Source organism: Sphingobium wenxiniae (genome assembly GCF_007830065.1).
GTDB lineage: Bacteria > Pseudomonadota > Alphaproteobacteria > Sphingomonadales > Sphingomonadaceae > Sphingobium > Sphingobium wenxiniae.
On sequence record NZ_VLKK01000001.1, the window covers coordinates 298,685 to 312,678 of the forward strand.

Sequence of the window (13,994 nt, forward strand, 5' to 3'; positions counted from 1 at the left end):
CGGCCGCCTGCCCGCTCACCGGGGCGTGGCTCCTTCGGACTTGCGGGCGCGGAACAGCCGGTCGTCGAGGCCATGGAGATGACGCGTATCAGCGTCGATGGAGGCTGCGTCGATCTCCTCCAGATCGAAGCCCGCCTGCCGGATGCGGTCGGCGAAATCGGGACCATATTGCCGCACATGGTCCCATTGGCCGAAACGCCGCTCCCGCTCGCGCGGGGGAATGTCGAAACTGCCGTCCTCCGTCGGCTTGTCCCACAGGGGCACGATCAGCCATGCCTCGCCCCCCGGTTTCAGAGCGCGCAGGATATTGCCGAGCACGGCGCGGTCGTCGGGCACGTGCTCCATCACGTGACTGGCGTAGAACAGGTCGTAGCGATCCGCGTCGGCGAGGGCCATGAGGTCGACGCGCCGCATCCCGGGCACGTCGTAGCGGGCCGGATCGAGGTCGGCGGGGACATAATCCTTCGCGGCGGAAAAACGCTTCACGAGGCTGCCTTCATTGGGCGCCATGTGCAGGATCGCGCCGTTCGCGGGCACGCTCAACACACCCTGCGCGATCAGGTGGTTCATCAGCCGCTCGCGCGGGGAAGCGCCGCAGTCGGGACAGCCCCATTCGGCATTGCCGCCATAGCGGAAGAAGCCGACCACCATGCCCCCGCAGGCCGGGCACGCCCGGCTGGGCCGCGCGCCCAGCGCCTTGCGGAGTTTCAATCCCGCTCTCGTCAAATGCTTGCCGGCGGCTTTCGCGACCCGCTGAACAGTAATCACGCCATTCTCCGCATGAGGACAGGGACCGGCCTATACAATATGCACCGGCTTTGGCGAGGGGGATCAGCGCGATTTGGCCGGATTCCACACGGTGACGGTGCGGCCGCGCATGGCCTTGACCACCCCCTGCAAGGTGGCGGCATAGGCGATGAGGATATCGGCCAGCGCCGCCAGCGGACCGCCCTTCGCGCGGAAGGCGATCCACGCCAGCAGCGCCGCGCCGAGCAGGCCGGTGCCGAAAAGAGGCGGAAAAATGCGCCACGCCAGCGCCGCCGCCGCGATTGCGCCGGTCAGGATAAAGACGCCGCCGAACCAGCGCACGATCTTGCGCGAGGCATATTTGAAGCGGTCGAGCGCGCCCATGCGGCGGAGTTGCGGGCGCAGGAGGCTATGGGTGTGCCATGCGCGGGCGGCGATGCGGACCTTGCGCCGATATTCGTCGCCCCGCACGGCGACGAGGCGTTCGCGGGCGATCACGTCCTTCGCCTTGACCAGCCGCCGCCCGGCGAACACCACGGCCATGGAGACGGTGAGATCGTCGAGCACGCTATCGGGGAAGTCCGGATAAAACGCCCGGCGGATGGAGAAGATCGAACCGTCCGCGCCCAGCACATTGCCGGTGCGGGATTCCTCATCCTTCAGCCGTTCCTCGATCCGCCAATAGAGCGAGCCTACCGAGGCGGTGGCGCTTTCGTCCTCCCCCACATAATGCAGCGACCCCAGCACGCCGCCGATGTCGGGGTCGGCATAGCGGGCGAGCAGATTGTCGACGGCGTCCGCATCCAGCAGCACATTGGCGTCGGTGAAGATCAGCACCTCGCCCCGCGCATGGGCCGCGAGTCGCTTCATGCCGTGCGCCTTGCCGCTGCGGCCCGGCCCCCGGAGCAGCGTGACGAGATCGCCCTGCCCTTCGATCAGCGCGGCGGTGGCGTCCGACGATCCATCGTCAAAGGCCAATATCTCAAGGTCTGGATGACGGGCTTTAAGCATCGCCAGATTCGCGAGCTTTTCCGGCATCGCGGCGGCTTCATTATAGGCGCAGAAGAGGAGCGAGGCGGACGGGCGCGGGCCGGTGATCGGGTGCTCCGCCCTGGTCGGCAGCGCGCGCAGGATCAGCGGATAAAACAGGAACGGCCAGGCCACCGCCGCCAGCGACAGCAGCAGGACGAGCGCGAGGAACAGGTTCGACGTCGCCACCGGCTCAATAGGCCTTGTGATGGACGACCACGCCCAGCGTCATGACGATGATGCGAATGTCGCGCAGGATCGACCATTCGGTCACATATTCTAGGTCCGACTGGAGGCGGTCGATCAGGTCCTGATGATGATCGGTCGACCCGCGATGGCCCCGCACCTGCGCCAGGCCGGTCATGCCCGGTTTTATGCAGTGGCGTTCCCAATAGCGGGCGTCGACTTCCCAATAGAGGCTGTCGCCGGCCTTGGCGGCCGCGGCGTGGGGGCGTGGACCGACGATGCTCATGTCGCCGCGCAGGACGTTGAAGAGCTGGGGCAATTCGTCGATGCTGGTGCGGCGCAGAACGCGGCCAACCCGCGTCAGGCGATCGTCGTCGCGGGCCGTGAGCCTGCCGGCATCGCGGTCGCTGGCCTCGATCCGCATGGAGCGGAACTTGTAGATGTTGAAAGGGCGGGCGTCGCGGCCGATGCGCGGCTGGCGGAACAGTACGGGGCCGGGGCTGGTGAGCTTCACCGCAAGCGCGGCGGCGAGCAGGACGGGCGACAGGGCGACGGTCGCGGCGCTCGCCACCGCCAGGTCGAACAGCCGCTTGATGATGCGGTCGCGAAACTGGAACGGGCCGCCTGCGACAATGATGGTGGGCTGGCCATCAAACTCGTCCACCCGCGCCGGCGCGAAGCGGAGCATTTCAGGCACCACGATCTCGCCGCGCGCCGACAGGGACTTGAGCGCAGCCGACCAGTCGTCCATGCGTTCGAGCGGACAGGCGACGATGACCCGTTCTGCCATACCCACCGCCGCAGCGAGGCGGGCCGCCATGTCGGCATCATGGTTTTCGGGGTGGAGATTGGCGGCGTCGGCGGGAATGACCAGCATATGCGGGCCGGTGTCGATCGCCACGCCGTCCATGATCACAGCGGTCAGATGCGGCACTTGGCCCAGCAGCCTGTCGCCAAGGCGCGCTATGGCAAGGCGCACGACGGCCACCCCGCAGGCCGAAAGCAGCAGGCCGGTGAGGAAGGTCAGGCGCGAAAGCTGCTCCGCGATCTTGCCCAGATAGACGATAAGGAGCATCAGCAGCGCGGCCTGCGCCAGCGCCAACAGGGCACGGAAGACGCCGCGCCGCACATTCTCCAGCATGTGGATGCCATAGGCCCCGCCCTGAATGGCGAGCAGGGCGTAGAGCGGCGCGACCATGGCGAACATGACGAGACCATGGGGCTTGCCCGGCTCGCCGGCCCAGGCGCCCAGCACAAGGAAATTGGCGATGAGGAAAGACAGGAAAAGCGCCGCCATGTCCCCAAGCAGACACAGCAGGTAAAGCCGAAGCCGCACGATTTCCTTGGAGATGGTCACTGGTGCGCCCAATTACTGCTTTCGCTGCGCGCTCCGTGACATCGTGGGGCGGCGGTTGCAAGAGGTTAAGGAATGAGGATGATCGGACTTGCTGGCCGACACCCATGCGATGAACGTTTACGGCCAGGGCGGATGCTCGGCCATATCGCCATAGCGTCGCGAACCGCCGCGCGCTAAAGCCCGAACAGCCGCCCCAGCGCCTTGTCCAGCATCACGAGCTGCCACAGCAGGCGGCCATGGTCGGCGAGGCCGGACCTGTGATCGGCGGCGAGCTTACCCAGTTGTTTGGTGTCGAACCAGCCCGTCTTCGCCAGCGTCGATCCGCCCGCCACCGCCATCGCCTCCCCGGCGAGCGGGCCGCGGAACCAGTCGCTGATCGGCGTCACGAAACCCATTTTCGGGCGATAGAGAATGTCCTGCGGCAGATAAGGCTCCATCGCCTTCTTCATCAGATATTTGCCGCTATTGCCCCGGATGCGCTGCGACACCGGCAGGCGGGCGGCGAATTCGACGAGACGGTGGTCGAGCAAAGGCTCGCGCGCCTCCAGGCTGACGGCCATGCTCATCCGGTCTGTCTTGGTGAGAATGTCTCCGGGGAGCCAGATGCGGATGTCGGCATATTGCGCCCGGTCCAGCGGATCGCGCGCGGGGGCGTTCGCCATCGCCGCGACATAGCGGTCTTCGGCCCGGTAAGCGCCCAGCGCCGTCTTCACATCCTGGGTGAAGAGGCGGCGGCGCAGGTCATAGGGGGTGACGCCGACCGACGCGGCATAGGCTTCCCCGCCCTCCCCCGCCAGTTCCAGCAGGGTCGATCTGGCGCGCAGCGGGCGCGGCGCCCAATCGGCCTTGGGATAATAGCGGCCCAGCGTACCGAAGACGGACTGGCGCAATCCAGCGGGCAGCAGCGCACGCACCCGCTCCCCCTGCATCTGGAAACGGTGGCGGCGATAGCCCGCGAAGGCTTCGTCCGCGCCGTCGCCGGACAGGGCGACCGTCACCTGCTCGCGCGCCAGTTCGCACACGCGATAGGTGGGGAGCGCGGAGGCATCGGCGAAAGGCTCGTCGAAATGAAAGGCCAGCGTGTCGATCAGGCTATAATCGTCGGGCGAGACGATGCGGGTCCGGTGGTCGGTCGCGAAACGCCGGGCGATGCGGTCGGCATAGGCCGTTTCGTCCAGCGATGCGACGTCGAAACCGATGGTGCAGGTCTTGACCGCCTGTTTCGACGCTTCGGCCATCAGGGCCACGACGCTGGAGCTGTCCACGCCGCCGGAGAGGAACGCGCCCAGCGGCACGTCCGCCACCATGCGGGACCGCACCGCCTGCCGCATCAGGGCGACCAGCTCCTCTTCCAGTTCGGCCGGTTTCGACTTCGTCCGGTCGGCGAAGCTCACGTCCCAATAGCGTTGCGGGCCGGGCAAGGGACGGCCGCGCACGAGACGCAGCGTTTCGCCCGCGCCCAGCTTCTTCACGCCCGCGACGAGGCAGGCGTCGTCAGGGACATAGCCATAGGCCATATAATCCTCGACCGCCGACATGTCCGGCGCGCGGCGGAGCAGCGGATGAGCGAGCAGGCTTTTCAATTCCGATCCGAAGATCAGGCTGCCATCCGACAGCAGCGCATAATGCAGCGGCTTCACCCCCAGCCGGTCGCGCGCCATCCAGAGCGACTGCGCCCGCGCGTCGAACAGGGCAAAGGCGAACATGCCGTGGAAGCGCTCGACACAAGCCTCGCCCCATTGGCGATAGCCGTGGAGGATGACTTCGGTGTCGCTGTGGGTGCGGAAGACATGGCCCTTTTCCTCCAGTTCCGCACGGAGGTCCGCGAAATTGTAGATTTCGCCATTGAATACGACGGCGAGGCTTTCGTCCTCCGTCAGCATCGGCTGCGCCCCGGCGGCGAGGTCGATGATGGAAAGGCGCAGATGACCCAGACCGACGCCGGGCGCGGTCCACACGCCGCTGCCGTCCGGTCCGCGATGCGGCATCCTATCCAGCATCGTCCGCACACGCGACGGATCGACCGGCTTTGCCGTTTCGAGGTGGAAAATGCCCGCTATCCCGCACATGCGAAAGGGCCTTAGAGCGATTTCGGGCCAGATGGAACATCTGGCGGCTCCGAAACGCAGTTCATCGAAGATAAATCGCGACAGACAAAAGAATTTCAGGGACTATCGGCTGAGTCCGAACCGGATAGCCCCTGATGGATACCGACGCTGCGGTCGGCCAAATCCTTCACATCGCCGAGATCGGCCAGGAATGCGGCAATCGCCTTGCCCGCCGGCTGGCCCTCGGCTTCCTCAGCCGACACGAGAATGGCGGAGGCGCGCTGATCGGTGCCGAGCAGGCGGGCCTGCATGGTGGCAAGCTTGACATGGGCTTTGCTGCCCGTGGGATCGGCCGCGCCGACCGTGAAGAAACTGACCACGTCGCGCACGACCGGGCCGGGGGCGGTGATCTGCTCGCCCAGGCCGTTGCGGGGCGCGGGGGCGGGAGAGGACCAGACCCATTTCCCGTCAGGATCGACCGCGCCCTGACCGAAGCCGACCAGTTCGCGCCGCTCCTCCTGCCGGTCATAGGTCGCGATGGCGAGGTCCACCACCTGCCCCGCCGCGTTGCGATAGCGGGCCATGACGAAATGGTCCGCACCGTCGAAACGGGGCTTCCATGGATAGCGCTGGGAGGTATCGCTATGGGTCCATCCGGGGACTTGCGGGAGGTTGAGCGTCGGCGGCAGAGGTTCGCCCGCCGCTGCGGTGGCGGCGAGCCAGAGCGGCGCCGCGGCGATGAGGGCGAGAGCCGCTCCTGCTATGGTTCCCGTGGCGGCGGCGCGCGCTTTTCCCTGAAATTGCCTGGGATCGAACCAGGGATCGCCCGGTTTGCGGTCGAAAAAAGGCCAGGCGGTCGCCATGACGATGACAAGGATGATGGCGAAGAACACCCAGCCATAGACGACATGGTCGAAGCCCACCGCCGCATCCACCGTCGTCATATGGGCGACAAGGATCGTCGCGAAAGCCCGGACGCCATTGGCCAGCACCGATAGCGACAGCGCACCGGCCATGAAGATCAGGCGGCGCGGCCAGGACCGGAAGCAGACATTGCAGACCAGCACGCCATAGGCGGTCATCGCGATCAGGAACTTCGCGCCGGAACAGGCTTCGGCCACCTCGAAATAGCCTGTCGGCGTGGTGATGAAGATGCCGTCCAGATGCGCGGGAACGCCCGCGCCGGTCAGGAACAGCATGGAAAGGCGCGCCGTCACGAGTTGGAGATGGGGGACCAGTTCTTCGCCGAAGGGCACCATGAAAAAGGCGTAGAAAAGCGGGAAGGCCAGCGCACGCGATATGGCGGGGCCAAGCAGGGATATGGTTGCGCCTTGAAGCATGACGATCAGCGCGCCATGACGGATCAGCGCCACGCCCGAAGCCGCGCCCACCAGCCATGCCGTCACGCCCGCGCCCAGCCAGAGCAGCCCCGGCGTCCATGCGACCGGATCAAGCTGTTTGAGGCCGGGGATGCGCTGCTGCACCAGCCAGCCGACAAGCAGCGGCACGAACAGGCAATGGCCGAAGGTGGAGGCGTTCCACCAGATCGACACCATGGAATGCACATCGTCGAAGAACAGCGCCAATATGGCGAGGGCGACCACGCCCAGCGCGGTCAGATGCCCCCGCCAACCGGAAAGCTCCATTCGGCGCGCCCGCATGAAGGAAAGGGCCTGTTCGGTCATGCCGCGCGCGCGTCCCTGTCCCTGACGCCGAAGAGGAGTTCGGGCACGGCGCTCAGTGTCGCGGACCAGCGATAGCGTTCCTCCATCCGGGCGCGGGCGGCTTGCGCCAAGCCCGCCGCCTTTGCAGCATCGGCGAGGAGCGCGATGATCTTCGCGGCCTCTTCGTCCGGATTGGCCGCGATCAGGAAATGGGTTTCATCCTGCGCGTCGATGCCTTCGGCGGCTTGTGGCGAGGCGACGACGGGGCGGGCCATGGCCATGGCTTCAAGCACCTTGTTCTGAATGCCCCGCGCGATGCGGAGCGGAGCGACGACCACATCCGCCGCCGCCAGCCAGCCGCGCACATCGGGGACGGCTCCGGTCACGACGATGCCGGGGAGGTCGGCGAGTGCCTGCACCGTTTTGGCGGGCTTGCGGCCGACTATGGCGAAGCGGGCTTGCGGATGGACGGCGCGGATGGCGGGGAAGGTTTCCCGCGCAAAGCTTTCCACCGCCTCGACATTGGGGCGGTAATCCATCTGGCCGGTGAAGACGAGCAGCGGTCCCTCTCCATGCTCCACGGGTGGAAAGTCGGCGGAGGGATCGAACATGTCGAGCGCCACGCCATTTTCTATGGCGATGACCTTGCCCAGTCCCTGCCCGCTGGCTTGGCGAAACAGGGCGGCTTCGGTTTCGCTGACGAAGGCGCAGATGTCCGCGCGGGCGGCGACGGATTTCTCGAAGTCGAGGAGGACGCGCCCTTCGCGCCGGTTGATCCACGCCATCGGGCCGGAGCCTTCCGCGCCATAGGCGGCATATTTGGCGGAATCGAAATCGACGAAATCCATGAGGAAGCGCACGCCGTCGGGCAAGGCGGGGACGAAATGGGCCATCTGTGCGGAATAGGCGACGACGGCGGCGATGGGACGCTCCGCAAGGGCCCGCGCCGTCCAGCGATGCAGATCGGGATGGTCGAACAGGGAGACGAGCAACGGCTGCCCCCGGACCAGCCCCGACAAGCCCGCCATCATGCGGGAGCGGTCGCGCATCAGCACGCATTGGCTGGCGGTGAGCGCGGCCATATCCTCCGCGTAACCCATGTCGCGGGCGTCATCGGCGAAGCAGCCGACATGGACCGGCGCGACTTCCGCCAGCCTTTTGAGCAGGTGGTAGGAGCGGATCTTGTCGCCCCTGTCCGGCGGAAAGGGGATGCGGTGGCAGAGGAAAAGGATTTCGCCCCTCATCCCAGTCCTCGCGAAATAAAGGGACCGATCAGGTTGGCGACGGGGAGCGGGAGCTTCTTCCACAGGTCGATGCGGCACTGATATTTCTCGCTTTGCGGGCTGATGTCGCGCTTGTCGCCGGTGGGGGACCAGCCGAAATAAACGAGCGGCCCGGGTTCGAAGCCGAAGCTTTTCTTCCATGCCGCCTGGCCGCTGCCCGCCTTGGACCGGCCGAAGTCGAACAGGCGCAATCCCCGCGCATGGCCATGCCTCATCAGGCGGTAATACATGAGTTCGTTGGAACGCAGCCGCCGCGCATCGTGCACGCCGCCGCCCCAATAGGGCATCACCCTGTCGCCATGATAGAGCGTCAGCACCGCGGAAACAGGACGGTCGCCTTCATAGACGATGGTGAAATCGGCGTCCTCGCCGAAGCGGGCCAGTATTTCGCGGAACAGACGCGCGGGGAAGACGGGCGTGCCGAGATTGCGGACGCTTTGCGCATAGACGCGGTAATGGTCGCGAATGTGGCGCGGCTCGCGGCCATGCTCGACGCGCAGCGCGGGATTGGCGAGCGCCTTGCGGAGTTCGGCGCGATGCTTGCGCGGGACGGCGAGCAATTCCGTCTCGTCATCGGCGGCGAGCGGACGGACGAAGCCCAGATGCTCGTTTTCCCGGCGCTCCCAATGTGCGGCGGGCGCAGGGCCGCCCCGCAGTTCGAGCGACAGGCCGCCCTTTGCCCGCGCGAGGTCTTCCGCCGCACGGACCAAAACGGCGAGGCTGGACGGATCGTCCGCCAATATGCCGCCGTCAACGGCGAAGGCCGACGAAACCAGCGCCTGTCCGAACAGGCGGCTCTTTACATGATGCAGCGGCAGCAGGCCCGCGATCCGGCCCGAAGGCGCGGCCGCCGCCAGCAGATGACAGCGATGTCCCGCCGCCTGCTCCACGCCCAGCAGCCAGGCCGGGCGATGGAAGGGTGTGCCGCCCGCATGAGCCAGCACATAATCATCCACCGCCTGCCCCTGCGCCGGATCGCGAAGGTCGAGCGTCGTCAGCGCCAGATCGGCATGATTGCCCGCCCTCATGGCGCGCGCTCCGCTTCCCTGTCGGCCAGCGCATCCACGCGCGTCCAGGCGAAATCGCGTGTCAGGCGGCGCAGCTTGCCCGCCATGGCCGACAGATTGCTGTAATGCCGCAACCGGGAACGCAGCGGTGCGCCAGCCACGCGCGGTTGGCCGGGGTCGATCTCCCATGGGTGGAAATAGAGGATGGCGGGACGTTGGTCCTGCCCATTCACCTGCCGGATCGCCCAGCGCGAAAAGCCATAGGGCAGCAGGCGGAAAAAGCCCCCTCCCCCCGCCGCCAGCGTCTGTCCGCCAAGACGCGCGGTGGTGACGGGAAGCTCCACCAGCGGCGCGTCCTTCACCGGCTTCCATGCAAAGCGCGGGGAATCGGGCCAGCCATAATGATCGTGCCGGATCGGCGCGACGCTGCTGGAATAGCGATAGCCTTCCTCGGCGAGGATCGGATGCGCCCATGGCGTGCGCGGGTCGATGGAGAAGCTGGGCGCGCGATAGCCGGTGACGGCCTGCCCGCTGACGTCCTCCAGAATGGCGCGCGACTTGCGGAGATCGGCGCGGAACTGTTCCGGCGTGAAGGTGAAGACGCGGGCATGATCATAGCCATGGCTCGCCACCTCATGCCCCGCCCCGGCGATGCGGCGCATCAGCGCGGGATAACGCTCCGCCACCCAGCCAAGCGTGAAGAAGGTCGCGGTGACGCCCGCCGCGTCGAACAGGTCCAGCACGGCGTCGGTGTTGCGCTCGACCCGGTGGGTCAGGCCGTCCCAATCGTCGCGGCGGATCGTCCGCTCGAACGCGCCGACCTGGAACCAGTCCTCCACATCGACGGACAGGGCGTTCAGCATCATTCCCTTTCCTCGATCAGGCGGCGGCGTCCTGTTGCATCGGAGCCATGCGCTGTTCCCGCTCGACCCAGTCGATCAGCAAGGTGAGGACACGGCGGAGCGCGGCGTCCTGTTCCTGTGCACGGGATTCAAGGCCGCCCAGCCGCTCCTCGATCAACGTGAAGCAACCCTTGAGCGCTTCGGGATCGACCGAAGGCACCATGGAGATATGCGCCTGAACCGCGCGGAGCGACGATATTTCAGCGCGCAGTTCGGCGATTTCCTCCAGCAGGGCCGAAGGCAGAGAGTCGTCGGCGGGCGCATCGGGCACGGGAAGGGCTTCCGCGTGGCTGCTTTCCCGGGCAAGCTCGACCGGCTCCGCAACCCTGTCGAGCGCGGAGGGCGCGCGTGTTTCCGGTTCGGCCTCGTCGATGCCCATGTCGGCCAGCACCGCGTGCACGGCATCGCCGTCGATCTCGCCAAGCTGCTCGATCGCGCCCAGCAGCAGCAGGCGGCTGACCAGCGCGTTGACGCGGCGCGGCACGCCGTCCGTCGCGGCATAGATCGCGGCGAAGGCATCGGCGGTGAAATGCGGATTACCCGTCCAGCCGACCAGCGACAGGCGATGAAAGATATAGGGTTCGACCTCATTCGCCATCATCGGTTCCAGATGATGGGTAGCGATGACGCGCTGGCGAAGCTGTTCCAGTTCTGGCGACTTGAGCAGGTCGCGGAACTCCGGCTGGCCCAGCAGGAATATCTGGAGCAACGACTGCCCGCCAAGCTGGAAGTTGGAGAGCATCCGCAGTTCCTCGACCGCGGAAATAGGCAGGTTCTGCGCTTCGTCCACAATCAGCAGCGAGCGGCGGCCCGCCCGCGCCTGCGCGTGGAGGAAGCCTTCGATCTGGCGCAATATCTGCGCCTTGGGCATTCCGTTGACCGCCAGACCAAAGCTCTGCGCGGCGAGGCGGAGCATGTCGTCGCCTTCCACCTGCGTCGACACGATCTTCACCGCCGTCAGCCGCGCCGGATCGATGGTGTTCATCAGATGGCCGACCAGCGTCGTCTTGCCCGCGCCGATGTCGCCTGTGATGACGATGAAGCCTTCACCTTGCGCCAGACCATAGCCCAGATAGGACAGCGCCTTGCGATGGGTCGCGCTTTCGAAATAGAAATGCGGGTCCGGCGTCAGCTGGAACGGTCGGCCCTGCAATCCATAGAACTGGTCGTACATCTTGTCGTCTCCATCCGGCCAGCCGCATTCTGGCCGGAAACCGTTTAAAAGCTGTAACGAAGGCCGATCTGCCCCATGGCTGCGATGACCGTGTCGAGATCGTCGGCCTTCGAACCGTCGATGCCAAGCGCCGCCGACGCCCGCAGACGACGGGAAATGATGCGGTCGTAGCTGGTGAACGCGCCCATGTTCAGCACGTCGGGCCGCCCGCCGCTGGAATCGAAATAATTGACGTAGACGCTGCCCCCGATGCTGTCCCGCTCGCTCAGCGCATAATTGAGCGCGGCCTGGGCAAACCAGTTCTCATCCTTGGTGCCCCGGATATAGATCGTTTCGCCCGACGGCGTGATGAATTTGCGCTGCGAATAGCCGCCGCCGACACCAAGGCCCCAGGGGCCATGCTGCCGCGCATATTGCATGGCGACGCCGCGATAGCGGAAATTGGCGTCCGTGATGCCCGAAAGCGCATCGTTGAAGCACTGCCCGCCGCCGGTCGGCGAAAAGGCGCAGCCCGTCAGGTCGCCGGTGAAGGGATTGCGCATCACGTTCAGGTTGGTGCGGGACAGGCCCGCCACGTCGGACGTTATCATCCGGCCGAAGCTGTCGATCCCGTCAAAGACGACAACGGCGAAGGAACTGTCGCGCCCCTGCCATGTGAAGCTGCCCTGATAGGTCATGGAACCGTAGCGGCGGCCCACCCGCGCCTCCAGCGAAGTGCGTTGGCTTGGCCGCCACAGAACGCCGATATCCCACATGATGCCATCGAAATCATAGAGCAGCGCGCGGGGCGAACCCTTGTCCGTCACGAAGCGGCCGTTGGAAACGACCGGAATGCCATTCGTGTCCAGCAGCGGCGAACGCTGGCCGATGGTGATATTTTCATAGCCGATGCCCCCCACGATCGCGAGCGTCGGCGACACCGGCAGCGTGGCGTCCAGCCTGCCCCATTTGTCCTCGAACCGCTGATCGAGCTGGCGCGCGTCCTCGCGGGTGTAACTGCCGCTCGCGACCAGGCCGACCGGCAGCAGGACGCCCGGCCCGACGCCGACCGATCCGCTGAGCATGTGCGACCAGCTATCGTCGAACGATCCGCCGCGCGGCGCGCCGGGGAAATCCCTGTCGATATCGTCCTCCACCCGCGCATAGCCGAGGCGATAGGCGGCGGTAACGTCGAAAATGCCCAGCTTGTCGGCGTAGGTCGGGCCGACATAGCCCGCATAGACCTGGCTGGTGAAACCGCTGCCGAAGGTCGACGCGCCGGAATAGCCGTCCGTCCGCGCGCGCGTGCCCAGCGCGCCCGCATCGATGGCCAGGCCGCGCGCGATATTGATCCGGCCGCTCACGATACCGCTGATGATGTCCTGATCGGCGAAATCGCCGCCCCAGCCGAAGAGATGGCTATACTGGACGTCGGCGACCGCCTCCACCCGACGGTTCTGGAATTGCGCGGTGACGCCCGCCGTGACGGTGGTATAGGTCAGGGCGTCGCCATCTCCCTTGATCGGGGCGAAGACGATCTGATCTATCCCCAGATAGGGCGTCACGTCGGTGCGCTGCCCGCCGCCCGACTGGGCCAGAGCAGGCGTCGCGCCGATAAGCGCGGCCGCCGCGCCGAAAGCGATCCATCGCCCGTGTCCTGCAAGAAGCCGGATGGTCATGAACTACTGCCTTCCTTGGAATAATAGCCGCCAAAGCGGCGCGCACCCGCCGCGAAGCGGACGCCATTGAGCAGAAGCCGCACCTGCGTGCCGCCCTTGAGCATGGCGGCGGCTTCGCGCAGGGCGCTTTCCGTGGTCTTGTCCGCCCGCACGACGAGCAGGGAGATCGCGGCATGCCCGGCCAGGACGGCCGCCGCCGACGCCGCCAGCAGGGGCGGCGAATCGAACAGGATGATACGATCGGGCCGCCCTTCGCTCAGACGCTTCAGCAGCGCGTCGGTGCGGGCGGAGGATAGATATTCGGTGTCGTTGTTGCTGGGCTGGCCGGCGGGAAGCACCGATAGCGAGGGGATGTCCGTCCGCAGCACGCAATCCTCGATGGCGATGGCGGGATCGCTGAGCGCGTCCATCAGGCCCGGTCCGGGGACAAGCCCCAGCGCATCGGGAATGCCCGGCTTGCCGAAATCGGCATCGACCAGCAGGATCTCGCGATCCTTTTCCGCCGCCAGGCTGAGCGCGAGGTTGATCGCGCAGAAGCTCTTGCCCTCCCCGCTATGGGGCGAACAGACGAGGATGCGGTTGCCGCGCGGATCGTCCTGAAGCTGGGCGAGCAGGTCGCGCTTCAAAAGGCGAAACTCCTCGCTCATCGTCGTCACGGGACCGCCGGGGAGCAGATAGCCCGCCTCCGCTAATCTTTCGCGGTCCACATGCTGCGTCGGGCCGGTCCAGGCGGGAGCGCGGAACTGCGGTTCGTCGAAAGCGGGAGCGGCAAATTCCGGCGCGATTTCGGCAGCGGGGACCGGCGCTTCGACGGGCGTTTCCACCGCGGGCGCGGCACGTCCTTTCAGGGCGGCGTCGAAATCGTAGATCTTCGTCGCGCGCTCGAACAGCGAACCGGTGGCCGATAGGGAGCTATGCTTGTTCATGGATGAAGCCTCC

The 13,994-nt window shown here is 66.3% G+C and carries 11 protein-coding genes; all 11 read right to left on the bottom strand.

Going from position 1 to position 13,994, the window contains the following annotated elements:
- Positions 1-15: 15 nt before the first annotated feature.
- The 11 genes from IQ35_RS01380 to IQ35_RS01430 all read right to left on the bottom strand — a co-directional run bounded on the left by IQ35_RS01380 (position 16) and on the right by IQ35_RS01430 (position 13,981).
- Positions 16-768, bottom strand: a complete 753-nt coding sequence (locus IQ35_RS01380) for a class I SAM-dependent methyltransferase (RefSeq protein ID WP_031291925.1) — start codon at positions 766-768, stop codon at positions 16-18.
- 63 nt (positions 769-831) lie between these two features.
- Positions 832-1,965: a glycosyltransferase family 2 protein gene (locus tag IQ35_RS01385; RefSeq protein ID WP_145071719.1), complete on the bottom strand. Its 1,134-nt coding sequence runs from the start codon at positions 1,963-1,965 to the stop codon at positions 832-834.
- Positions 1,966-1,969: 4 nt separating this feature from the next.
- On the bottom strand, positions 1,970-3,319 hold the full coding sequence (locus tag IQ35_RS01390; protein ID WP_021246374.1) for an exopolysaccharide biosynthesis polyprenyl glycosylphosphotransferase: 1,350 nt from the start codon (positions 3,317-3,319) through the stop codon (positions 1,970-1,972).
- Positions 3,320-3,492: 173 nt separating this feature from the next.
- Entirely contained in the window at positions 3,493-5,388 is a 1,896-nt protein-coding gene (locus tag IQ35_RS01395) for an XrtA/PEP-CTERM system amidotransferase (RefSeq protein WP_145071721.1), read from the bottom strand.
- 95 nt (positions 5,389-5,483) lie between these two features.
- Positions 5,484-7,052 (bottom strand): exosortase A, encoded by a 1,569-nt coding sequence (gene xrtA, locus IQ35_RS01400; RefSeq protein WP_021246372.1) that lies wholly within the window; start codon positions 7,050-7,052, stop codon positions 5,484-5,486.
- Entirely contained in the window at positions 7,049-8,275 is a 1,227-nt protein-coding gene (locus tag IQ35_RS01405) for a TIGR03087 family PEP-CTERM/XrtA system glycosyltransferase (RefSeq protein WP_145071723.1), read from the bottom strand. The genes xrtA and IQ35_RS01405 overlap by 4 nt, the downstream gene beginning before the upstream one ends.
- Complete coding sequence (locus IQ35_RS01410; protein WP_145071725.1) at positions 8,272-9,342, bottom strand: FemAB family XrtA/PEP-CTERM system-associated protein; 1,071 nt, start codon at positions 9,340-9,342, stop codon at positions 8,272-8,274. The genes IQ35_RS01405 and IQ35_RS01410 overlap by 4 nt, the downstream gene beginning before the upstream one ends.
- Complete coding sequence (locus IQ35_RS01415; protein WP_184204844.1) at positions 9,339-10,187, bottom strand: XrtA system polysaccharide deacetylase; 849 nt, start codon at positions 10,185-10,187, stop codon at positions 9,339-9,341. The genes IQ35_RS01410 and IQ35_RS01415 overlap by 4 nt, the downstream gene beginning before the upstream one ends.
- Positions 10,188-10,200: 13 nt before the next feature.
- Positions 10,201-11,397 carry an XrtA/PEP-CTERM system-associated ATPase gene (locus tag IQ35_RS01420; protein ID WP_145071728.1) on the bottom strand — a complete coding sequence of 399 codons (1,197 nt, stop codon included), beginning with the start codon at positions 11,395-11,397 and terminating at the stop codon, positions 10,201-10,203.
- Positions 11,398-11,441: 44 nt separating this feature from the next.
- Positions 11,442-13,055: a hypothetical protein gene (locus IQ35_RS01425; protein WP_145071730.1), complete on the bottom strand. Its 1,614-nt coding sequence runs from the start codon at positions 13,053-13,055 to the stop codon at positions 11,442-11,444.
- A complete protein-coding gene (locus tag IQ35_RS01430) occupies positions 13,052-13,981 on the bottom strand; it encodes a P-loop NTPase family protein (RefSeq protein WP_145071732.1) in 930 nt (309 codons plus the stop codon). Before IQ35_RS01430 ends, IQ35_RS01425 begins: the two co-directional genes overlap by 4 nt.
- Positions 13,982-13,994: the final 13 nt, after the last annotated feature.

Bases quoted from the DNA above. Each gene is read 5' to 3' on its own strand.
- IQ35_RS01420 (WP_145071728.1), bottom strand. From the start codon at position 11,397: ATGTACGACCAGTTCTATGGATTGCAGGGCCGACCGTTCCAGCTGACG.
- IQ35_RS01410 (WP_145071725.1), bottom strand. From the start codon at position 9,342: ATGAGGGCGGGCAATCATGCCGATCTGGCGCTGACGACGCTCGACCTT.
- IQ35_RS01425 (WP_145071730.1), bottom strand. From the start codon at position 13,055: ATGACCATCCGGCTTCTTGCAGGACACGGGCGATGGATCGCTTTCGGC.
- xrtA (WP_021246372.1), bottom strand. From the start codon at position 7,052: ATGACCGAACAGGCCCTTTCCTTCATGCGGGCGCGCCGAATGGAGCTT.
- IQ35_RS01405 (WP_145071723.1), bottom strand. From the start codon at position 8,275: ATGAGGGGCGAAATCCTTTTCCTCTGCCACCGCATCCCCTTTCCGCCG.
- IQ35_RS01430 (WP_145071732.1), bottom strand. From the start codon at position 13,981: ATGAACAAGCATAGCTCCCTATCGGCCACCGGTTCGCTGTTCGAGCGC.
- IQ35_RS01415 (WP_184204844.1), bottom strand. From the start codon at position 10,187: ATGATGCTGAACGCCCTGTCCGTCGATGTGGAGGACTGGTTCCAGGTC.
- IQ35_RS01395 (WP_145071721.1), bottom strand. From the start codon at position 5,388: ATGTGCGGGATAGCGGGCATTTTCCACCTCGAAACGGCAAAGCCGGTC.